Genomic DNA, 21,437 nt, shown 5'->3' on the forward strand with positions numbered 1-21,437 from the left:
CGTGGCCGCGCTGGCGGATCTCGCGGTCACCGGTTCCACCGGGCACCTCGGCAGGCTGGTCGCCCGGCAACTGGCCGACGCCGGCAGCCCGCAACGGCTGCTGGTCCGCGACGCCGCCCGGGCGCCGGAGCTGGAAGGCGCGGTTCCGGTGGTCTTCACCTACGCCGATCCGGTACTGGCTGCGGCGGCGCTGGTCGGCGTGAGGACACTGTTTATGGTCTCCGCGGCCGAGGCCGAGGACCGGCTGCGGCAGCACTTCACCTTCGTCGACGCAGCCGCGGAAGCCGGGGTGCAGCACATCGTGTACACCTCGTTCTTCGGGGCCGCGCCCGATTCCACCTTCACCTTGGGCCGGGACCACTTCGCCACGGAAGAGCGGATCAAGGCCTCCGGGATGGACTACACCTTCCTGCGGGACAACTTCTACCTGGACTTCCTGCCGCTGCTGGCCGGGGATGACGGCGTCATCCGCGGCCCCGCCGGCGACGGCGGGATGGCCGCCGTCGCGCGGGCCGACGTTGCCCGCTCCGCCGTGACGGTGCTCCGGGACCCCGCCCTGCACGTGGGCCGGACCTATAACCTCACCGGGCCCGAAGATATCTCGCTGTCCCGGGCCGCGGCACTCCTGACCGCCGGCACCGGACGGACCATCACCTTCCACAACGAGACGCTGACGGAGGCCTACGCCTCGCGGACCTCCTACGGTGCGCCGCCGTGGCAGGTCGACGCCTGGGTGAGCACCTACACGGCCATCGCCGCCGGGGAACTCGCCGGGCCGACGTCGGCGGTGCACGAACTCACCGGACGCGAGCCGCTGGGCCTGGCGCAGCTCCTGGCCGGGTCGCACACGCTGTAGGCGCGCGAGAGGAGGCCGCACCGCCGAGAACACTGCCGAACTGATCCAGCTCCCGGGCGGCACCCCGTCCGGCGGGCCGCAGAACGGCATGTATCAGGGCCCGCTGCCGGACTGGCCCGGTATTGACGGCATGAGGGCCGCGGCGTAGACCTAAAGGCAGGTGACACCGGCCAAAACCGGGCTGGTCCGGAGCAGAATCGCAGCGCGCCATGCCAAAGCAGATGTCCAGGCACTCCTCCGTCCTGAAGAACCCGCGCCGCCAGGCCGGAAAGCTCTCGCCGCACCCCGGCGAGCCGAGCCACGGCCTGCTGACGGCCGAGGAACTCCAGCTCGCCGCCCGGAACCACTCGATGCCGCTCGAGGCGCTTCGGAATGACACCACACCTCCTGGGCTGCACTACCTGCTGAACCACTTCGATATCCCCTACATTGACGCCGACAACTGGCACCTGCGGATCGGCGGCGCCGTTCAGCGGTCGCTGGAGTTGAGCCTCCGGGCGCTCCGCCGGGCCCCGAGCATCAGCGTCGCGGTGACGCTGGAATGCGCCGGGAACGGCCGCTCCCTTTTGAAGCCCCGCCCGCTGAGCCAGCCGTGGGTGCTCGAGGCCGTCGGCACGGCCACGTGGACGGGCGTCCCGCTCGCCTACCTCCTGACCCAGGCGGGCGTGGATGACGACGCCGTCGAGGTGGTCTTCACCGGCGCGGACACAGGGATTCAGGGCGGGGTGCGCCAGCAGTTCGCCCGGAGCCTGCCGATCGACGAGGCCCTTCGGCCCGACCTTGTGCTGGCCTACCGGATGAACGGCGCCGAACTGCCTCCGCAGCACGGCTACCCGCTCCGGCTGGTGGTCCCGGGCTGGTACGGCATGGCGAGCGTGAAGTGGCTGTCCTCGATCACGGTGGTGACCAAGCCCTTCGACGGGTTCCAGCAGTCGGTCGCGTACCGGTACCAGCAGGACGCGGACGACGCCGGAACGCCCGTCAGCTGGATAAAGGTCCGCTCGCTGATGGTCCCGCCGGGCATCCCGGACTTCTTCACCCGGCGCCGGATCCTGCCTGCCGGTCCGGTGATGCTGACCGGACGGGCGTGGTCCGGGCAGGGCGCGGTGCAGCGGGTCGAGGTCGGGATCGACGGCAAGTGGGCGCCGGCCCATCTGGAGCGCCCGGCGGCACCCTTTGCCTGGTGCGCGTGGTCGATGCCATGGGTGGCCGACGCCGGCGAACACGAACTGGCGTGCCGTGCCACGGACACGTCCGGAGCCGGGCAGCCGCTTGAGCAGGTTTGGAACTACCAGGGCATGGGCAACAATGCGGTGCAGCGGATCAGGGTGACCGTCGGGTAGCCGGCTACGCCCCTGTCAGTAGTCCACAATCGCGCCGGCCGAGATGTTGACTGTGGCGTCGGTGATGGCTCCCGCCTTGTCTGAGGCGACGAAGCACGCCACGTTCCCCACGTCCGCCAGTGTGGCTGTCCGGTTCAGGTGGGCGGTCTTGGCGATTTCCACCACGATCTCTTCGCGGCCCTCCGTCTGCCAGGGAATAGTCTCGATGATGCCGGCTGAGACCATGGTGACCACGCGGATGCCGTGTTTCCCCAGTTCAAGCGCCCATTGCCGGCGAAGCCCCTCCATCGCGTCGAGGGCCACCTTGAAGCCGCCGAGCCCAGGCAGCGTCTGCGGGCCGGAGCCGCCGAACATCAGCACGACGCCGGAGCGCTGCTTGATCATGTGCGTGGCCGCGGCCCGGGTGGTGAGGAAGTGCGTGCGCGTGGCCACGGTGACGGGCTGGGTGAAGTCATTGACGTCGATTTCCATGAGCGGCTGCTGGATGTCGCCGAAGGAGATCACGTTGAAGGAGATGTCGATCCGCTTGCTCTTCCTGGCCACCCGATCCACGAAGGCGTCGACCTGTTCCTGGTCGAGGGCATCGACGACGGCGGCCTCCGCCTTCCCACCCTCCTCCCGGATGGCCCGGGCTACTTTTTCCAGCCGTGACTCGGTGCGCCCGGCAAGGTGGACGAAGGCGCCCTCGGCGGCAAAGGCCCGGGCCACCGCCCCGCCGATCGCGCCGCCAGCCCCGTAAATCAGCGCGGTCTTGCCCTCGAGCAAACCGTTTCCCGGCACCTCGTTGTTCAGCATGGTCGCCAGCCTCCTGCCGCGGAGTGGTAAATTCCCTCAACTATGTTCTCGCCCGGGGCCGCTGGCAAGAGGGCAGGTTCACTTCAGGAGGCGAGGGTCCCCCGGACAATGCTCACGCTGGAGTGCGCCGGGTTTCCGTCTATCGGCTCGTCGGAGACATCGACGATCGGAAATTCGGCCAGGTCCAGCCCGGCGGGAAGCGGGAAAGCGCCGGAATCGGCTGTCAGGACGCCGAGGCTCACGAGCCGTGAGAGATCCGGCGCAATCAGCCAGACTTCCTGGTATCCCTTGGCCTCGTCCTTATTGAGGGTCACCTCAAGGGTCCGCCGCCCGTCCTTGGCCTCGATGATCCTGGCCGAGCCGGTGGCGGAATGCCGGTCCACCGGTGCCAGCTGCGCTGTGGCAAGTGGAGTCGTAACCGGTTCGCTCTGCCGTACGGACCAGAAGACCCCGGCGGCCAGCAGTGCGGTGGCCGCCGCGGCAGCGAGCCACCCTCCGGGACCGCGCAGCCAGCCGGGGCGGGCGTTGCGGACGGGCCCGCGGTCGTTGCGGTCAGGCCTTGCCTCGGGGTGTGCCGCCACGACCCGAGGCGCGGAGGATAACGGAGTCGCCGTCGCCCTCGCGGGTGATGGCCAAGCGGATGGCACCGTCGCCGTCGGGGGGCCGAGCGGGTCATCAGCGACGGCCACGGAAAGGCCAAGCGTGCGGTGGATTCCCGCCCAGACGTGCGGCCCGGGCGTTTCGAGCCTGCTGATGTCCGGCGCGGATTTCGCGGCCACTACGGTGCGGCGCAGCGCCGAGTATTCTGCTCCGCAGCTGGGGCAGGACCGGAGGTGGTCCGTGGCTTCGGGTTCCGGTGGTTCGCCCAGGGCGAGCAGGCTCAGGGACTCCGGATCAAGATGCTGCACGGTCTACCTCCAATCGGCTTCTGAGCTGGGACAGGCTGCGGCGTATATGGCTCTTGACCGTACCAAGCGGCAGCCCCAATTTCTGCGAGATCTGCGAATGGGTCAGGTCGGCATAGAACGCGAGTTTAAGGATGGACCCCTGAGGCTCGCCCAGCCGTTCCAGTTCTCCGTCCAACAGCAGTCTGTCGGCCAGGGCCTCCGGATCGGCATCACCTGCGGATTGTTCGGGATCCGGGCCGATCTCCACCGCGGCCAGTACCTTCCGGGTTTCCCGCAGCGAGGCCGCCTGCGCGTCGGTGATCACATTCCGGGTGATGCCCACAATCCACGCGGGCAGCCGGGCTTTCCCGGGGTCGAAGGCGTGCCGGGAGCGCCAGACCCGAATGAACACTTCCTGCGTGACGTCATCGGCGGCGGCCTGATCATGCAGGGACCGCAGGGCAAGCGTATGGACCAGGGGCGAGAACTGCCGGTAGGCCTCGGCCAGCGCGGCTTCGTCACCGGCGGCGAATGAGTCGTTCAGACCGGCGTTCCAGGCGGAAGCGGCCTGATCGAAAGGTGCCAAGCCCGGATCCTTCCCACTGCTGGAGGCGACAATGAGCGCTGCGTCCTGAATCATGCCGGCACCGCCGTGACAATCACATTGTCGCCGTAGTTCTGTACTTCGTCCAGCCATCGTCCGCCGCAGGTCACCAGCTTCAGCTGCGGCACGCCGTCGCGCCGGAAGATGGACGCACCGTCGAACGCGTCTTTGGCCACGAGTTCCACCCCTGTCACCCGGAACGTCAGGGCCGCCGCCCCTTCGCGCCGAACCGTCACGAGTGTGCCCGGCGCGAGCGACTTGAGTTGGGAAAAGGGCGCCGAATCGGAGGTGGTGTCGACGTGCGCCGCGACTACCGCGGTGCCGGCTGTGGCTCCCGGAGCCGGGCCGAAGCGGTACCAGCCGGCCTCGTTAAAGGGCTCCGGGATCTCCATGGCCCCGTTCGGACTCACGCCCACCTCGACGATGGGCATGTTGATGGTGGTGCCCGCCACGGTGAGGAAACGCGGGGCCGGGTCCGCGGGCGCCTGGGCCGTTGGGATTGCCGGACGGACGGGAACGGCTGACCCCGGGACCAGGGCGGGAGCAGATTCTGTAGCCTGCGCTGCCGGCCGGGACTCCGGCGGCAATGATTCGGGTCGCCTTGGCTCAGGGGCCGTTGTCACCGTTGTCTCCGGGGCGGTTCTGTCCGTAGCCGGGGGTTGCCGAGCGCCGGTTTCCTGGGATGCGGTGCAACCGGCAATCAGCAGCGCCACCGTGACGACGGCGGCCGCGATCTGCGCCGTTGGCCGCCGTACGGGCCGCTGTGCGGGCCGCCGTGGTCCCGGAACAGGGTGACGGCGGGTGAGCTTCGCCGTCGTCGTGCGCTTCATATCCGTTCTCCTGCCGTGTTGGAGCCAACGGGCCGGCCGCCCGGCGGGTGACCGGGCGGCCGGCGTTAGCGGATGAGGGCTAGCGGATACGGCGGAGCGCCGGCTGCTTGCGGGACGCGGCGACCGCGCCGGCAAGCAGTAGAAGGGCCGCAGCGCCGACGCCGACCGTGGCGGCCGCCTCAGCGGCCGATGCGGACCCGGGGTCGGCGGCGCCGGAGCGTCCGCCCGGGACGCCGGCAGGGGCGGAGTGCAGCCCGTCAATGTTCTGCACGGCCAACTGCAGGTTCTTGTCCGCAAGGCTGCCCCACGCGTATACCAGCGTGTGGGTGCCTTCCTTGACGGTCACATCGGCCGGGCCGATCACCGGAGCCGTGGTGCCCGCGGCGGCCACCGCTACGGACAGAGTGCCGGGATCCAGCGTCAGCGTCTTCTCATTCGGGTTGGCGAGGCCGGAGATGACAGGGGCACCGCCTGCGAGTACGTCCACGGCCGGTGCCGCTGCCGTGTGGCGGACAGTCAACTTGCCCTTGCCTGCAGTGAGCCGTGAAACGTCGTTGGTGAAGACGTTTGCGGTCGGTTTGCCGTCTGCGGCGAGGTTGGCCACGGCCGTGTAGTTGCCGCTGGCCGCGAGGGTGACCTTCACTGGTCCGATCACGGGGGCGGAGGCGTCTGCGGCATCGGCGGCGGTGATGGCAAGGTCATAGTTGCCGGCCGGAAGGGCCAGCGGCCCGGCCAGGGTGCCGGGGGCGAAATTGTCCAGGGTGCGTTCGCCGTTGACCCAGACGTCAACGGTAAGTCCGGGCACTCCGTGGAGAACGGAAAGCTGGGCGTCGGAATCGGCCGCCTGGGCGGGGCCGGCAAGAGTAAGAGTTGCCGCGATCGCCACGGCGCCTGCTGCGAAAAAGCTCGTACGCATGAACATCTCCTTCGACGGCCCGCCGAGCGGGCGATTTTTGCTTACACCCCTACTACCGGCGCAGGGGGCCGTTCGGATGCACGTGCATGTAGAACCATTTGAAGGAGTGCGGAGAAGGGCACGGCGGCGGGGCGCAACGAAGCGGACGGGCGGCTCAGGTGAGCTGCCCGTCCGCGGCTGGAGATCCCGGAGCGGGCTAAACGCGCGGGGGGTTGTCCGGGCCCGTGGTGGCTTCCGTCTTGTCTGTGCTTGTGGGGGGTTCCGGGCCGGTGGCCGCGGGGCCGCCGATACCGTAGAAGCCCGTCTGGCCATCGGCCGGCCCGGCCGTGGCCGGACCTGTCCCACCGGGACGGGGTTGACTGTGGATGGGCGGGGCACCACCGGGGTTGCCGGGAACTTGCGAGTATCCCGGTCCGGCAGGTGGCCCGCCGTAGGGAATCACCGGGGCGTCTCCCGGATCCCGCGGTCCCATATCCAGATGGAACGGCGGGTATTCGTCCCGCATCAGGGCAACGTAGGTGATGACGCGGTAGACCCAGCGGTTCAGACCCAGCAGGAAGTCAAAGAGGCCCCGCGCGTACACTCCGGTGAACAACAGGATGACCCCGGCGATAAAGACCAGCAGCCCGAGGAGGGAGATCCCAACGCCTACCTGCGCCCATTGGCCGTCCCGGTACACCCAGGTCTGGGCGGTGCCGGTCAGCAACGCGATGATCAGCAGGTGCGGGATGGCCAGCAGCCAGGACTTCACGAAGAGCAGGCCGCGGGACAGCCTCTCGGGATAGTCGACGTCGAAGTCGGCCGGGTAGTCGGTGCGCTCCAAGGTGAAGGGCGGGTAGCGGTCCGTGCCGAGCGCCCCGTAGGAGTAGAAGGCCACCCGCCAGCCCCAGCGGATCACTCCGACGTTGAAGTTGAAGAGCGAGCGCGGGTAGCGCCCGGTGAAGAGGATCGCGAACCACGCCACGATGGTGACCACGCCGAAGGCAAACCAGAGGAAAAAGAGGACGATGAAGTGCGGGATCGCGAGGAACCATTTGAACAGCCACATCCAGCGGGACAGGTCCCGATCCAGGTACCCGCTCAGCCTGGCCGGATACACAACGCCGCCTGCCCTTGGCAGCGCCCCTGCCGGCGGCTCGCCGCTGTTGGCCTGGCCTGCCGGCGGCTGGCCGCCGTAGGCATACCCGGCAGGCACCGGTGCGGCGTGCGCCCCGTAGGCCTGCGCCGGGGCACGGGGCGCGGACGGCGGACCTCCCTTACCGCGTCCCAGTCCCGCGGCGCCGAGGATGATCAGGGGAATGCCGATCAGCAGGAACACGATGCCGCCGATCAGCAGGCCGATGAAGACGGGCCACAGCAGGTCGGTGCGGGCCCCGGCCTGCAGGTCCACGGCAACCGGGGTGCTGGCGTCGGCGTTCATGATGACCACGGCCCAGCTGCCGGACCGGATGTCCCAGGTGAGCTGCTGTACGCCCGGCCCGGTGGCGGATGCGGTCCAGAAGCTTTGATCGGCAGGCCGCGTGGGTGTCCTGGCGCCGGGGACGTCGCGGTAGAGAACGCGGAAAGGCGAGAACCGGACCTCTGTGATCTCGGAATGTTTGACTTCCGCCAGGTAGGCCGCCACGGCGTTCCGGGGCGCGATTCCGATGAAGATCTCCTTGCCCGCATCCGCAGAGCCGCGGAGCAGGACACTGCCGGCAACGTCAATGGGGGCGGAGTCGGACAGGCCGCCCTGGGTCATGATGTTGAGGCGGGGCGAGGCCAGGGCGTAGGAGTCCGAGGAATAGCGCTCCACTGGCGAAGTGAAAAACCCGTTGTCGCGCTGCTGGTAGTTGGCCCACCCCGTAGCGCCGGCGCCGGCCAGCAGGCCCAGGCCGATGAGGGCGCTGAGCGTCCCCAGGATGAGCATGACAATCCGGCCTGGTCGCATGGCCGCCGTCCTTTCAAACACTCAGTTCTTCAACGTGGTGAGCAGGGTTCGGCACCAGCCCTCTGCCTTGTGGATCTCGCCGCTGCGCAGCGGCCCTTCGCCGCCCACCACGAAGAAGGGCATGTGTTCGGCGATGATGTCGGCGCCGCCCGCTTTCAGGGCATGGGTCATCTTCCTCGCGGCCTCGCCGTGGATGAACATCCGGACGCGGGTGTCGAACGCGGCGGCTTTGACGCCCGTGAGCGCGCCGTTCCCTTGTGCTGAAAGCAGCGCGGTGATTTTCGGCGTCGGGCGCCAGCCGTTGATGGGGCTGCCGACGACGAGGAGGTCCCCCGCCGCCAGGCTGCCGGGGGTCACGTCGCCTACCGAGACGGGAGTCGCCTGCAGTTCGCCGAGCAAGCCGGCGATTGCCCCGGCTACTGACTTGGTGTTTCCGTAGGCCATATCGTAGGCAACCAGAGCCTTCATGCGGTGATCACAACCTTCAGCGCTTTCGTTTCCGCGGCGCGCGCGAAGGTGTCGTAGGCCTCCATGAACTGGTCGAAAGTGAAGTGGTGGGTGGCGAATTTCTCGGCGGGCACCTTCTTCTGGGCGACGAGCTTGAGCAGCATCGGGGTGGTGTTGGCGTTGACCAGGCCCATGCTGATGTTGATGTTCTGGATCCAGAGGTTTTCCACATGGAGTTCCACGGACTTGCCGTGCACACCGACGTTGGCCACATTGCCGCCCGGCCGGACGATGTCCGTGCACATGGAGAAGGTCGCCGGGATGCCGACCGCTTCGATGGCCACATCCACGCCGTGCCCGTCGGTCAGGGCAAGCACCTGCTTCTTCCAGTCGGCGTCGCCGGAAAGGACAACGTGGGTGGCGCCGAATTCGCGGGACTTCTCCAACCGGTTCGCGTCGAGGTCGACGGCGATGATGGTGGCGGCGCCGTAGAGGCCCGCGGTGGCGATCGCGGCGAGGCCGACCGGGCCCGCGCCGATCACCGCGACGGTGTCCCCGGGCTTCACCCGGCCGTATTGCACGCCGATTTCGAAGCCGGTGGGCAGGATGTCGGAGAGCATAACGGCCTGGTCGTCGCTGACTCCCTCGGGCATCAGGTAGAGGGAGTTCTCGGCATAGGGGACGCGGACGTACTCCGCCTGGGTGCCGTCGATCAGGTGTCCGAAGACCCAGCCGATGCCGGGCTGGCCCTCGTCGCCCATGCAGTGCGAGTACAGGCCTGCCTTGCAGTTGGCGCAGTGCCCGCAGGACTTGATGCAGGAAATGATCACTCGGTCCCCCACCTTGAGGCTGGTCACGGAGGAACCGGTTTCCGTGATGGTTCCCACGCCCTCATGGCCCAGGATCCGGCCCTTCGTCACGGCGGGGACGTCGCCCTTGAGGATGTGGAGGTCCGTCCCGCAGATGGTGGTGGTGTCCACCCTGACGATCACATCGGTGGGGTTTTGAATGGTGGGATCGGGGACGTCCGTCCAGGATTTCTCTCCGGGACCGCCATAGACGAGGGCTTTCATGCGTGCTCCTTGGTTTTGAGGATTGTTGGCGGATCCACGATGCGGAGCCGGCAGGGGGTGACGGAAGAATCGATTCCGGAGGACAGGAGGGACAGCCGGGCTCGTTCGCGCAGCTCTTCGATGGCGGCCGCCGACGCACGGGCGTGGGCCAGATCGATCACAATTTCATGGCGGGGCAATTTGGCGGCGACCCGGCGGCAGACGACGTAGAGTGCACGGATGTTCGCGGCGGTAACCACACCGTGCACCTCAATCCGGGACGTTTCCTGATGGTCGTCAATCCGGATCGTCACCTTCAGGCGTGGCGTCCTTACGTGCGTGTCCATGGGTCCCCCGACGCCCGTAGGGTTGCGGTAGGAGCTGCCTGGACCTTCGGTGGTTCGCGATGTTTGCTCATATTGACGTGGTCTCTTGCCTTTCCGGCTGATGCTGGAAGTGCAAAGCGCCATTTCCTTCCCCAAGGTTCAGCGAGACCGGTGTTGCGTTTCTTCGAGGCGGTTCGTCCCCCAATGGTCGTGCAGGAATCGCCCCAAATCCAGAATGGTCCGCCCGTTGGGAGGGGGTAAGGGGCGAAAGTCCCTTGTCTGGTGGGCGCGGCGTGCGGCGAGCCCGGATTGGCGCTGCGCGCTGTGGCGCCTAGCCTGTTTGCTATGCCTGCAAAGCCTCCCGACGCCGTGCCCGGCCTGGTCCTTGCCTCCGTCCGGCTGCCGGGCGAGACCGCACTCCGCGACGTCCATGTGGTTGACGGCGTGATTGCGCGGATAGCTCCCGCCGGGAAGTGGCGCGTCCCCGGCTCCCGTGCGGTCGAGCTGGACGGGAGGTATGTCATCCCGGGGCTGTGGGATGAGCATGTCCACATGACGCAGTGGGCCCTCGCCGCCAACCGGATCGATCTCTCCGGCGCCGCCTCGGCACGCGAGGCGGCCGACGTCGTGCGCTCCTATCTGTCCGGGCACCACGACGGCGGCAGCGGACTGACTCTGGTGGGCGTCGGGTTCCGGGACGCTGGCTGGGGCGATGTCCCCAGCCTCGAACTGCTCGACGGCGCCACCCGGGGCCTGCCGACGGCGCTGATCAGCCACGACCTTCACTGCGTCTGGCTCAACAGCGCGGCGGCCACCCGCTACGGCGTGCCCGTGGACGCATCCGGGCTGCTCCGCGAGGCGCCGGCCTTTGCACTGACCCGCGAACTGGGCAAACTGCCCGACGCCGTGGTGGATGCCTGGGTCGGGGAGTCCGCGCTGGCAGCGGCCGCACGCGGGGTCGTGGGGATCGTCGACTTCGAAATGACCTGGAACCGCGACGTGTGGCTGCGACGGATCGCCGGCGGTTTCAATTCCTTCCGGCTGGACGCCGGCGTCTATCCGCAGGATCTGGACCGTGCCGTCGCCGAGGGTATGCGGACCGGTTTGGTGCTCGACGGCGGCGGCCTCCTCACGGTCGGTCCGCTGAAGGTGCTGATCGACGGCTCGCTGAACACCCGCACGGCGTACTGCGTGGATCCGTATCCGCACGGCGGCCGCGGCCTGCTCACCATAGGCGGGGACGAGCTGCTGGAGCTACTGGTCCGGGCCCGGGAATCAGGGTTTGTTCCGGCGGTGCACGCGATCGGCGACGGCGCGAACGAAGTGGCGCTGAACGCCTTTGCGGCGGCCGGGATCGGCGGCCGGATTGAGCATGCCCAGTTTGTCCGGCACCGGGACTTTGCCCGCTTCGGCGAGCTGGGCCTGACCGCCAGTGTCCAGCCGGCGCATGCCCTCGATGACCGCGACGCCGCCGACGCCAACTGGGCCGGCCGCACGGACCGGGCGTTCCCGCTGCGCTCCCTGCTGGACGCCGGGGCCATGCTGGCGCTGGGCTCCGATGCGCCGGTGGCGCCCCTGGATCCGTGGGTTGCGGTCTCGGCGGCCACCACCCGTGCCCGGCAAGACGGGCGCGGGCCGTGGCATCCGGAACAGGCCCTCACCCGGCAGGAGGCCCTGACGGCGTCGACACGCGGACGGGGCCGCGTCCGCGTGGGAGACCCGGCGGACCTCGCGGTGCTCGACGGCGACCCGCTGACAGTTTCCGACGCGGTGTTCGCGGCGATGCCGGTGGCCGCGACGCTGGTGGCAGGGCGGTTCACGCACGGCGGCGGCGGCGCCTAGCTCCCCTTGACCCTCGCCTGGACCAGGTTGGCGAACGGCAGCCGGCCGAACTCCTGCCGGAAACCGGAGTGGTACCCGGCTTCGGCTGCATTCAGCTGTTCCGCGGGCAGCTCTTTCCAGGCTACGATCAGGGACCCGGCGGCGGCGAGCTGCCAGATCAACCGGCCGTCCCAGTGGCCGGGCGGCTTGCCCTTGCCGAAGTCGACGAACTCCTGGATCTGCCGGCGGAGCCCGCGGTTGCCCTTGCTGCCGGGGCCGGCCTTCCCGAGGTAGAGGACGTCGGCGTCGTCGACCCATTCGGCGGCGAGCGCGTGCGCCTTCAGGGTGGGGTCCTTCTTCTTGAAGATCCCGGCCGTGCTCTTGGCCAGGAACTGCGGCTGGAAGCCCTCGGGCCGCAGCACCGCGAAGATCCCGGGTTTCTGCGGAATCCGGTTGATGTCCAGGTCCGCGAGCGGCCGGAATCCGGTGAACCCGTCCTGTTTCAGTGACTGTCTGTTGATCGGCATGGGTTCCTTGGATCGGGGCGCGGGCTTCCTGCACCAGCTTACGGAAGCACCATTTCCGCGGCCGCCTAAATTGTCGCAGGTGCCCGATAGTCTGTTTCCATGGACGGCGAACAGGGGCCTGAAGTGGCTTCGATAGCAGCGGCGGGTGTGGCGGTCACGGAGATGATCCGACACCTTGCTGCGGCACCGCCTGCCGCGGACGGTGCCGGGATGATTGGGCAGCTCCGTGAACTCGAGGATTTGAAGTCTGCCGCGGCCGCCCTGCAGGCCCGGATCGCCGTCGCCTTCGATGTGCGGCAGCGCCGGGAGCAGGCCCGTGCGGGTGTGCCGTCCGGGGAGCTGGGCGCTGGCATCGCTGCGCAGATCGCCCTCGCCAGGCGCGAATCCCCTGCCAAGGGCGGCCGGCTCCTGGGCCTGGCGAAAGCCCTCGCCACCGAAATGCCCCACACTCTCGCCGCCTTGGAGACCGGGCAGCTCAACGAATGGCGCGCCACCCTCCTGGTGCGGGAAACCGCCTGCTTGTCGGCGGAGGAGCGGTGCGCGGTCGACGAGGAACTCGCGCCCGACGCCGGGACGTTCGACGGCGCCGGGGACCGGTCCCTGATCGCCGCGGCCCGGACCGCCGCCTACCGCCGCGATCCGCGCTGCGTCACCCAGCGGGCGAGCCACGCTGCCACGGAACGGCACGTCAGCCTCCGCCCGGCCCCGGACACCATGTGCTACCTCACGGCACTGCTCCCGGTCGCCCAGGGCGTCGCCGTCCACGCCGCCCTCACTCGGCACGCCGACGCCCTGCGCTCCGGCGGGGACCCCCGCGCCCGCCGGCAGCTCATGGCCGATGCGCTGGTGGAACGCACCACGGGAAAGGCCGGCGGCATCAGCGGAATTGAGATTCAGCTCGTGATGACCGACCGCACGCTGTTCCAGGGAGCCAGCGAACCCGCCCGGCTTCCCGGCTACGGTGTGGTCCCCGCCGGGTGGGCGCGGGAGATCCTCCTCGCGGACAACGCCGGAGGCACTGACCAGGACCAGTCCATGAACGCTTGGCTCCGGCGGCTCTACACCGCTCCGGGCACCGGAAACCTCGTCGCGATGGATTCCCGGGCGAGACTCTTCCCGCCTGGTCTTCGCCGCTTTGTCCGGGTGCGGGACGCCACCTGCCGTACGCCGTTTTGCGACGCCCCGATCAGGCATCTGGACCATATCCTCCCCTGGCACAGCGGCGGAACGACTGACCAGATCAACGGCGCCGGGCTCTGCGAAGCCTGCAACCACACGAAGGAAACCCCCGGCTGGAGCGCCCACCCCAGGCCGGGACCACGGCACACATTCCTGCTAACGACGCCAACCGGTCACAGCTACCTGTCCACCGCCCCGCCGCTGCCGGGAGCACCGTCTCCGGGACCGCGGCCTCTAGAATCAGCACCATCGCGCCACCGGCACAAACCCCGGTACGTCGCCAAAGCGCCCATGCGCGGCAAACCTGTGGCGGCTGCACCAGCCGCGGCCTGAGCCTGCCGGGTTAGCCCGCCGCCGCGCACCGGCATGGCTGCGACGGCTCCGCCTATTCGAAGAACTCAACGCGAGGCTCGCCCTGGACCCCGCTGCGCTGCAGGGCCTCCGCGAGCTGCGGGTTGTCGAAAAACGCCCGTGCCGCCCCGATGGACTCAAAGTAGTGGTGCACCAGAACGGTGTTGGGGTCCTCCACCGCCCGGTGAACGGACTGCTGGGTAACTCCTCCGGCGTCCTGCATGTCCGCGGCCGAGTCGTACACCTTGCGCCATTTGTCATAGTCGGCAACCTTGTGAAGAATCAGGGCAAGTGCCATGGCAGTACTCCTTGCTGAAACGGAGGGCCTCCCTGGATCAGCGGACGCCCGGCGGATGAGTGGAATGCGACCGCCCCACCTCCTGGCCGCGCTGACATCATGCGCCCCATGACGGGACACGGTGATGCGCCCCATGCTAGGCGTCCGCCGCCGGCTCCGGTAGAGGCTCTTAGGACGTCGCCTGGCTACCTTCCGAACCGCACCTCGGCCAGGGACACGTCGGCCTCGAGAGTGTGGTTGCCGGCGGAGTGTCCGAGTGCGAGGCGGTAGCTTCCGGGCAGGATGTGCCACTGCCCGCGATCCTGGTCGTAGGACGCCAGCAACCGCGGATCAACGTCCAGCGTGACGGTCCGGGCTTCGCCGGGTTCGAGGTCCACACGCTCGAAGCCGAGCAGCCGCATCCCGGGGCCAGCCGGCCCCTCGACGAGGTACAGCTGGGGGACGTCGGCCCCGCGGCGAGGCCCAGCATTGGTGACGGTGAACTCTGCACGCACCGCTTCCCTGTCCTGCACTGTCAGGTCCGCATAGCCGAAGCTTGTGTAGCTGAGCCCGTGGCCGAAAGGGAACAGCGGCTGCAACCCCTTCTTCGCGAACCAGCGGTAGCCGACGTCGGATCCCTCGTCGTAGTTGATCGTTGTCGGCGTCCCCCACGGCGTGCCGAGACCCGGCAGTTCCGGCCGCGGCGTCTGGTCCAGGCCGGTCGGGAACGAAAGCGGCAGCTTCCCGGAGGGGTTGGTGGCACCGGCAAGGATCTCGGCGATCGCCAGGCCGCCGCACTGGCCGGGGTACCAGGCCGCCAGGACGGCCCTGACCTTCGGCAACCACGGCATCGCCACGGGGTTGCCGGTTTCGAGGACGACGACGGTGTCCGGGTTCGCGTCGGCTACGGCCTGGATCACGGCGTCCTGTCCCCACGGCAGGGAAAGGTCCGCGTTGTCGTAGCCTTCGCCCTCCACCCGGATGCCGAAAACGATGGCAACGTCGGACCGGCGCGCCAGCAGCGCCGCCTCTGCCGGGCTCATGCCGGGGTCGTATTCGATCGCGGCGCCGGGCAGCAGCTTCTGCAGTTCCGCCAGCGGTGAGGAGGGCAGCAGGTATATGTTCCGCATGCTGCCCATGATGCCCGGGCCGCCGATCGAGTGGATTTCGGCGTAACCACCGGGCGGGGTGACGGCGGTCGAGCCGCAGCCGGTAACTACCCCCAGCTGGGCATGTCCCCCGATCACGGCAATCTTGACGGCCGCGCCAGCCATAGACGGCGCCGCCAGCGGGAGCACGCCGTCGTTCTTGAGCAGGACGATCCCCTGCCGCGCGGTCTCCAGGGCGACGTCGGCATGGGCGGCGAGGTCGACGTCGGGCGTTCCCTCCCAGCGGTCGATGCCGACGTCGAAGATGGCGTAGAGGATGCGCTGCACCATCCCGGACAGTCGTTCCTTGGGGAATTCACCCGCCGCGTAGGCGTCGCGCAGCGGGGCGGTGAAGGTCTCCTTGCCCCACATCATCACGTCGATCTGGACGCCGGATTCCTGATCCTGGCCCCGCAGCGCGAAGTCCCAGCCCGGCGTCGCGCCCCAGTCTGACATCACCCAGCCGGGGAAGCCCCACGCGCCTTTCAGGATGCCCTGGAGCAGCTCCCCGTTGCCGCCCGCGTAGGTGCCGTTGACCTTGTTGTATCCGGTCATAACGGAGCCTGGCCGGGCGCGTTCGATGGCGATTTCGAACGCGAGCAGGTCAGATTCCCGGTGCGCGGCCGGGTCGATGACGGCGTCCAGCCAGTGCCGGTTGGTTTCGTTGCAGTTCAGCGAGAAGTGCTTGACCGTGGAGATGACCTGCTCGCCCTGGATGCCCCTAACCGACTCGGCGCCGAGAACACCGCTGAGCCACGGATCCTCGGACAGGTATTCGAAGTTCCGGCCGTTGCGCGGATCGCGGTGCAGGTTGAGCCCGCCGGCGAGCATAACGTTGAACCCGCGGCTCCGGGCCTCCCGGCCCACCAGCTGCCCGGATCTGCGGGCGAGCCCGGGGTTGAAGCTGGCCCCCAGTGCGATCGACGCCGGCAGCGCGGTCGCGGTGTCGCCGTCCCGGTAGCCCGGGTTGGTGATGCCCAGGCTTGCGTCGCTCATCAGCAGGGCGGGGATGCCCAGCCGCGGAATCCCGGGCGTGTAGCCGGCGCTCATCGGAACGCCGTCCGGGATGCGCGGGTCCTTGTCCGTGAGCACCCCGTTGGTGCCCATGACACTGATCAGGAGCGAGAAGCACTCCTCGTCCGTCAGTTGCGCCTCGACTTCCCGGGCCCGGTCCATCGCTTCAGAATTCACGCGTGCCTGCTTTCGGGGTGGTCCCGGCGGGGCGTTTAGCGCCGCGGCGGATCGGGGACCTGCGGATGGGTTCCATCATGCCCTTTGCGGGTACGGCGGGGCCAGAGGCCTGTGTTCCTGATGCCCGGCCACCGGATTCAGGTACGACGGCGGTCAGGCATCTGTCGAGCGCTTCGCTGACCTCGGGCTCGCAAGACCTGCAGGTACCTTCGCGATCTCGCTATGAGCTGGCTCGGACATTTTCATGTCCTGAACGACCCGGCTGAATCAGATGGTTACCTGCAGGCGCTTTAAGCGTACGCCCCGTCCACCGGCACGGGTAGGGCAAAAGTCCCGGTTTCCCGGCCCTTGGCGCGCCGCGGGTCCGTGATCCGCTCAGGGCGTTGCCCGGCGCAGCGTCAGGTAGGAGCCCACCCCGAGGACCGCACAGAAGAGTGCCGTCCAGCCGCTGACACTCAGCGGCGTCTGCCCCGCAAACCACGCCCCGACCTGGGGCCACCAGCCCTGCGCGGTGGCGAGCCCGATCAGTCCCACCAGCGCGGCCGCAATGATGATCCAGACCACCAGCATCCCGGTAGCCCGCCACCTCTTGTACACGGTGGCAAACCAGAACCCGGTCATGTACAGGGCCAGCATCACGACGAAGTTGAACAGGATCTGGACGACCGCCGGGCTGTCCGCCGCCCAGCCCAGGACGTACAGCTGCCCATTCAATCCCCAGCCGTTGGTCGCCACCTCCACCCGGCCCAGCACGTAATAGAGCAAACTGACGGCCAGGGCCACGACCGCGAACAGCCCGGTGGTCCCGATATAGAAGGTGCGCCGGCTGACGCTCATGGCCTGCGAGAACGGGAACGTATAGCTGAGGGACTGGATGCCCAGGGCCAGGAAGTACCAGACCACCGCCTGCGAAGCGCCGGAGTAGCGGGTTTCAACATCATCCGGGATGATGAGCCAGATGGCATAGGTGAGGGAAAAACTGGCGGCAATGATCAGGGCCGGGATCCCCAGGAACGTCCACTTGTTGATCAGCTGCATGCGGGCAACACTCACGGCGCGGTTCATGGCGCCACCTCCACTTCTGCCTGGTCCGTCGCGGTGCGGGGCCCGGCGTCGGCACCCCCGGCCGGGGCCGCCATGGTCTTGCGGACCACGAGCTGCTGCAGGGATACCGGAGCCAGTTCCAGGCCGAGTTCGGCGGCCCTGGCACGGTCCGCGCTGCCGAGCCGGGCCTCGATCGTCACAGCGGCCAGCGTTCCCAGCCGTTCCCGGTGCAGGACCTTCCGGCCGGCGGTGAATGCGGCGACCTTTGTGTCCGCGCCCGTGACGGTGGCGGCCGAACCGCGGATGTTCTCGGCGGCGTCGTCCAGGATGATCCGTCCGTGGTCGATCAGGAGGACGTGTTCGAGCAGGTTGGCCACCTCGTCGATGAGATGCGAGGAGAGGATGATGGTGCGCGGATGGCGGGAGTAGTCCTCCACAAGCCGGTCGTAGAAGATTTGCCGGGCGACGGCGTCGAGCCCCAGATAGGGCTCATCGAAGAACGTGAGTTCGGCGCGTGAGGCGAGCCCGATGACGACACCGACGGCGGACAACTGGCCGCGGGAGAGTTTCTTGATCCGGCGTTTGAGCGGCAGCCCGAACTCCTCGGCCAGCCGGTCCGCGAACTGCTGGTCCCAGTTCGCGAAGAACATCGCCGCCGCCTTAAACGCCTGGGCGGCATTAAAATCCTCCGGATACTTCTGGGATTCCCTGATGAAGCACATCCGCGACAGGACGCCGTCGTTCTCATAAGGGTGTTCTCCGAAGACCAAGACGACCCCGGAAGTCTCGGGATCCTGGGCGGTGAGGATCGACATCAGGGTGGTCTTGCCGGCCCCGTTGCGTCCGAGCAGGCCGCAGATCTTCCCGCCGTCGATCCGGAGGGTCACTCCGTCCACCGCCCTGAGGTCTTTGTACCGCTTGGTGACGTTCGTTAGCTCAATCACCGGCGCCTGCGTGGGGTTATTCACCGTCCCGCGCTCCTTTCCGTTAGTACGGGATCTGAATTGCTGCGGTTGATCATGTCGGTCAGCGCGTCGAGGCTGATGCCGAGTTTGCGAGCCTCGCGGGTGAGCGGCTGGACGAAGTCCTGGAAGAACTCTTCGCGCCGTCGCTCCAGCAACCGTGCGCGCGCTCCGGTGGCAACAAACATGCCGATCCCCCGCTTCTTGTAGAGAATTCCCTCGTCGACGAGCTTGTTGATGCCCTTGGCCGCAGTAGCGGGGTTGATCCGGTAGAACGCGGCAAACTCGTTGATGGACGGCGCCTGCGCTTCTTCCGCGAGCGCGCCGGCCACTATATCGCCTTCGATCAGTTCGGCGATCTGGAGGAAGATCGGACGTGTTTCGTCAAGCACTGCCGACCGTCCTTTCGCCGGGGTCGAAACTATGACCCGGTCTGTTGGTTAGTTACTTGTGTAGCTAACCATAGAAGCAAGTTGCACACAAGGGCTTCCATGCCGGCCCTCTGGTGCCTCAATCCGACCCCGGCAGAACACGGCCCCGGCCAAAAGCGTAGAGTGGAACGAGACGCCTGATTCTGGACGCCGAGCGCTGAGGGAGAAATCGTGACGATTGACTGGGACGAGAAGAAGACCCTGCTGCAGGAACCGAACATCGCCGCCGTAACGCAGCTTTGCGACGAACTCATGGAAAAGAAGCCGGGGTCGGTCGTCCCCTACATCGATCCCGTCCATGACGAGGACGAGTGCCGGATCGTCAGCCTCCACATCGCCCCGGGCAAGGGCACCGAGTCGGGCTTCGTCTCGCACTTCAACGACGATGAGGCCGCCCGCCGCGCGACCTCCATCTACGAGGCGGTCGAACTCGACCCGCGCTACGTGATGCCGTGGAATGCGTACCCCTGGGTCCGGGACCCCGAGCTCCCCTCGGCCCTGAATGTCCAGGAGAAGACCGACGGCCTGCGGCCCTTCCGCCAGTTCCTCAAGATCAACAAGCGGGTCTCCGCGGTCATCGCCCACGGCGCCGACGCCCATGCCTTCCTGACGCTCTTCGAGAAGACCTACCACTCCTCGCTCAAGAACCGCGGCGTCAAGATCTACAAGGCCACCGCCCTCGGCGGCCGCGCCTTCGCCGTCTCGGCAACCAAGCAGGACGAACTCCTCGCCAAGAATGTCGAGGTCTACAAGGACGCCATGCAGCGGGCAGGCATCCAGCACCTCTGAGCCGCCAGCCCGGATAGGCGCACGACGCCGGCCCCCGGCGGCGCGGTGCCCTCACCCCTCCAGCAGCCTCCGTCGGTGCCGGAGCTCCTTTACCCACGCCCGGGTGACCATCGCCGGGAACGGCGAACCGCCGTCGTCGTTCGTTGACGCAAACGCGGACCCCGCCTCCAGTTCCGCGAGCAGCGGGCCGGACGCCTTCAGCCCGAGCTCCAGCACGTTGGCTGCGGCGGGCCCGGTCAGTCCCAGTCCCGTACCCCAGGCCAGGAAGTGCCGCCGCGAGATCCCCGTCCGCTTGCCGTCCAGGGAAAGCGCAAGCGTTTTGTCCCCGTAGACCACCGTTGAGGGGATGTCGTACACCGGGGCAATGGACCACTCCCCCGAGGGCTGCTGCACCATGGACACGTTCTTCGCGTGCAGATCACCATTTCCGCTCAGCCACGCGAACGCCGCCTGGATGGCCAGGTTCCGCAGTGCGGGCAGCGGCGCCGCACAGTAGTCCGCGAGCGCCCGGCATACCTGCCCGTACCCCACGTTGTACTTGTCCGCAGGGTATAGCCCCAGCACCTGTGCGCCGTCCTCGACGGCGAGCCGCCGCACCGCATCATGGGCGCCGCCAATCATGGGGATCCGGTCGAAGCGCTCCACCAGCAGCCCGGGACGGCCGGCGACATCGCGGATCAGCTGCACCCGGCTCAACGGGATCCGCAGCCTGGCCGCGTAGCGGAACATGACGAACTCGTTCTCCACCACGTGCGGGAACTCGGGGGCGTTGAGTTTGAGGATGAACCGCCGGCCCGCCCGCGCCACCGGCAGGGAGATCATCCCCGCGGAGAGCTTGTCCTGCACCCCGGCGAGCGCCACCGGATCGATCAGGCCCGAGTCCCCCAGCAGGGCATCGAAATCCACCGGCGTTTCCGGATCCAACTGCACGGCGTGCTCGTCCGGGTCCGGTTTCTCGCCGTGGCCAACGATTTGCACATCGCCCACCGGGTTCGCCCCGGCCACGATCAGCAGCGAGAGCTCATCGTCCACGCTGGTCTTCACCGAGCGGCGCAGTGTGTTCAGCCGCCGCCCCTCCGGCAGCAGCCCGGTGAAGTACGGCGGCGCGGCGCCTGCGGCGGAGAACACAGGTTCCGTTGAGAGCGGCAGGGAACTCGCGACGGCGGGTCCGCCCGCCGTGAGGTAGGCCGGCAGGTAGCTGAACCTGGTGCCACCGCCGTGCCGTTCGAGCCGCGCGGCCAGCACCCCGGCCTTGTAGACGTCTGCGACGCGGTGCCTCATGGCTGCGGATCCGCCTGTTCGACGGCGGGTTCGACGGCGGCCGCCCCGCCCGCGAGCGCCCGGGCGGCGGGGCTGGACCGGGTGGCCAGCTGCAGCTCGAGCCCGAGGGTGTCCAGGAGCGCCAGCAAGGAGTCCAGCTGGATGCTCCGTTTTCCCTGTTCGACGAAGCGGACGAAGCGCTCGGATACTCCCGCGAGCCCGGCGAGGTCCCGCTGGCTCAGCCCCAGTGCAGCGCGACGGAGGCGGACCCCCGCCGCCAGCCGGTCCTGGAATGATTCCGCCATGGACATGCCTCCGTAGGTACGAACGTGCCGTTCTCCATTGTTTTCCAGTCTATCGCCGGAATACTTCGGCGGATAGAGGCTTCTCGGCACGTTCGTGCCGATGCATTCGTTCGGAAAGTCCGGAGGGCATCGCCCCCTGCCACGGCCCTATGCTGAAGACGCGGCA

Annotated in this window: 22 protein-coding genes; 5 read left to right on the forward strand and 17 right to left on the reverse strand. The window is 68.2% G+C overall.

Features of this window, described 5'->3' with window-relative positions; all coding sequences use genetic code 11:
• Nucleotide 1: 1 nt before the first annotated feature.
• Nucleotides 2–856 (forward strand): SDR family oxidoreductase, encoded by an 855-nt coding sequence (locus ACZYZE_RS14970; RefSeq protein ID WP_459319297.1) that lies wholly within the window; start codon nt 2–4, stop codon nt 854–856.
• Nucleotides 857–1,065: 209 nt separating this feature from the next.
• Entirely contained in the window at nt 1,066–2,199 is a 1,134-nt protein-coding gene (locus ACZYZE_RS14975; protein ID WP_459319296.1) for a sulfite oxidase, read from the forward strand.
• A gap of 15 nt (nt 2,200–2,214) precedes the next feature.
• Here ACZYZE_RS14975 and ACZYZE_RS14980 read toward each other — a convergent pair whose 3' ends face one another.
• The 9 genes from ACZYZE_RS14980 to ACZYZE_RS15020 form a co-directional block, all read right to left on the reverse strand.
• Nucleotides 2,215–2,994, reverse strand: a complete 780-nt coding sequence (locus ACZYZE_RS14980) for an SDR family NAD(P)-dependent oxidoreductase (RefSeq protein ID WP_459319295.1) — start codon at nt 2,992–2,994, stop codon at nt 2,215–2,217.
• A gap of 83 nt (nt 2,995–3,077) precedes the next feature.
• A complete protein-coding gene (locus ACZYZE_RS14985) occupies nt 3,078–3,902 on the reverse strand; it encodes an anti-sigma factor domain-containing protein (RefSeq protein ID WP_459319294.1) in 825 nt (274 codons plus the stop codon).
• Nucleotides 3,889–4,467, reverse strand: a complete 579-nt coding sequence (locus tag ACZYZE_RS14990) for an RNA polymerase sigma factor (RefSeq protein ID WP_463908530.1) — start codon at nt 4,465–4,467, stop codon at nt 3,889–3,891. Before ACZYZE_RS14990 ends, ACZYZE_RS14985 begins: the two co-directional genes overlap by 14 nt.
• A gap of 50 nt (nt 4,468–4,517) precedes the next feature.
• On the reverse strand, nt 4,518–4,937 hold the full coding sequence (locus ACZYZE_RS14995) for a class F sortase (RefSeq protein ID WP_459319292.1): 420 nt from the start codon (nt 4,935–4,937) through the stop codon (nt 4,518–4,520).
• Nucleotides 4,938–5,394: 457 nt separating this feature from the next.
• Nucleotides 5,395–6,231, reverse strand: a complete 837-nt coding sequence (locus ACZYZE_RS15000; RefSeq protein WP_459319291.1) for a DUF4397 domain-containing protein — start codon at nt 6,229–6,231, stop codon at nt 5,395–5,397.
• A gap of 196 nt (nt 6,232–6,427) precedes the next feature.
• Nucleotides 6,428–8,161, reverse strand: a complete 1,734-nt coding sequence (locus tag ACZYZE_RS15005) for a DUF4389 domain-containing protein (protein WP_463908533.1) — start codon at nt 8,159–8,161, stop codon at nt 6,428–6,430.
• Between the two features lie 21 nt (nt 8,162–8,182).
• A complete protein-coding gene (locus ACZYZE_RS15010) occupies nt 8,183–8,629 on the reverse strand; it encodes a flavodoxin family protein (protein ID WP_463908535.1) in 447 nt (148 codons plus the stop codon).
• Entirely contained in the window at nt 8,626–9,681 is a 1,056-nt protein-coding gene (locus tag ACZYZE_RS15015; protein ID WP_459319288.1) for a zinc-dependent alcohol dehydrogenase family protein, read from the reverse strand. Before ACZYZE_RS15015 ends, ACZYZE_RS15010 begins: the two co-directional genes overlap by 4 nt.
• Nucleotides 9,678–10,007: a hypothetical protein gene (locus tag ACZYZE_RS15020; RefSeq protein ID WP_459319287.1), complete on the reverse strand. Its 330-nt coding sequence runs from the start codon at nt 10,005–10,007 to the stop codon at nt 9,678–9,680. The genes ACZYZE_RS15015 and ACZYZE_RS15020 overlap by 4 nt, the downstream gene beginning before the upstream one ends.
• A 324-nt stretch (nt 10,008–10,331) precedes the next feature.
• Here ACZYZE_RS15020 and ACZYZE_RS15025 point away from each other — a divergent pair, with 324 nt between their 5' ends.
• Nucleotides 10,332–11,828 carry an amidohydrolase gene (locus ACZYZE_RS15025; protein ID WP_463908537.1) on the forward strand — a complete coding sequence of 499 codons (1,497 nt, stop codon included), beginning with the start codon at nt 10,332–10,334 and terminating at the stop codon, nt 11,826–11,828.
• Here the strand turns inward: ACZYZE_RS15025 and ACZYZE_RS15030 are convergent.
• The gene (locus ACZYZE_RS15030; protein ID WP_459319285.1) at nt 11,825–12,334 is read right to left on the reverse strand and encodes a hypothetical protein; all 510 of its coding nucleotides are present in this window, start codon (nt 12,332–12,334) and stop codon (nt 11,825–11,827) included. The genes ACZYZE_RS15025 and ACZYZE_RS15030 overlap by 4 nt on opposite strands.
• A gap of 99 nt (nt 12,335–12,433) precedes the next feature.
• On the opposite strand from ACZYZE_RS15030, the gene ACZYZE_RS15035 reads away from it, so the two are divergent.
• Nucleotides 12,434–13,846 carry an HNH endonuclease gene (locus ACZYZE_RS15035; protein ID WP_459319284.1) on the forward strand — a complete coding sequence of 471 codons (1,413 nt, stop codon included), beginning with the start codon at nt 12,434–12,436 and terminating at the stop codon, nt 13,844–13,846.
• A gap of 52 nt (nt 13,847–13,898) precedes the next feature.
• Here the strand turns inward: ACZYZE_RS15035 and ACZYZE_RS15040 are convergent, their stop codons facing one another.
• The 5 genes from ACZYZE_RS15040 to ACZYZE_RS15060 form a co-directional block, all read right to left on the reverse strand.
• Nucleotides 13,899–14,162 carry an antibiotic biosynthesis monooxygenase family protein gene (locus ACZYZE_RS15040; RefSeq protein ID WP_459319283.1) on the reverse strand — a complete coding sequence of 88 codons (264 nt, stop codon included), beginning with the start codon at nt 14,160–14,162 and terminating at the stop codon, nt 13,899–13,901.
• A gap of 185 nt (nt 14,163–14,347) precedes the next feature.
• Nucleotides 14,348–16,480, reverse strand: coding sequence for a glycoside hydrolase family 3 C-terminal domain-containing protein (locus ACZYZE_RS15045; RefSeq protein WP_463908540.1), 2,133 nt, complete (start codon nt 16,478–16,480; stop codon nt 14,348–14,350).
• A gap of 375 nt (nt 16,481–16,855) precedes the next feature.
• Nucleotides 16,856–17,545 carry a hypothetical protein gene (locus ACZYZE_RS15050; RefSeq protein WP_463908541.1) on the reverse strand — a complete coding sequence of 230 codons (690 nt, stop codon included), beginning with the start codon at nt 17,543–17,545 and terminating at the stop codon, nt 16,856–16,858.
• A complete protein-coding gene (locus tag ACZYZE_RS15055) occupies nt 17,542–18,492 on the reverse strand; it encodes an ATP-binding cassette domain-containing protein (RefSeq protein WP_463908543.1) in 951 nt (316 codons plus the stop codon). Before ACZYZE_RS15055 ends, ACZYZE_RS15050 begins: the two co-directional genes overlap by 4 nt.
• Entirely contained in the window at nt 18,489–18,878 is a 390-nt protein-coding gene (locus tag ACZYZE_RS15060; RefSeq protein ID WP_459319279.1) for a GntR family transcriptional regulator, read from the reverse strand. Before ACZYZE_RS15060 ends, ACZYZE_RS15055 begins: the two co-directional genes overlap by 4 nt.
• Nucleotides 18,879–19,088: 210 nt before the next feature.
• Between ACZYZE_RS15060 and ACZYZE_RS15065 the strand changes: the two genes are divergently transcribed.
• Entirely contained in the window at nt 19,089–19,706 is a 618-nt protein-coding gene (locus ACZYZE_RS15065) for a uracil-DNA glycosylase family protein (RefSeq protein WP_459319278.1), read from the forward strand.
• A gap of 51 nt (nt 19,707–19,757) precedes the next feature.
• On the opposite strand, the gene ACZYZE_RS15070 is transcribed toward ACZYZE_RS15065, so the two are convergent.
• Both ACZYZE_RS15070 and ACZYZE_RS15075 read right to left on the reverse strand, forming a co-directional pair.
• Nucleotides 19,758–20,987 (reverse strand): type II toxin-antitoxin system HipA family toxin, encoded by a 1,230-nt coding sequence (locus tag ACZYZE_RS15070; RefSeq protein ID WP_459319277.1) that lies wholly within the window; start codon nt 20,985–20,987, stop codon nt 19,758–19,760.
• Entirely contained in the window at nt 20,984–21,271 is a 288-nt protein-coding gene (locus ACZYZE_RS15075; RefSeq protein WP_459319276.1) for a type II toxin-antitoxin system Y4mF family antitoxin, read from the reverse strand. Before ACZYZE_RS15075 ends, ACZYZE_RS15070 begins: the two co-directional genes overlap by 4 nt.
• Nucleotides 21,272–21,437 lie beyond the last annotated feature (166 nt).

This window comes from Pseudarthrobacter woesei, assembly GCF_055412745.1.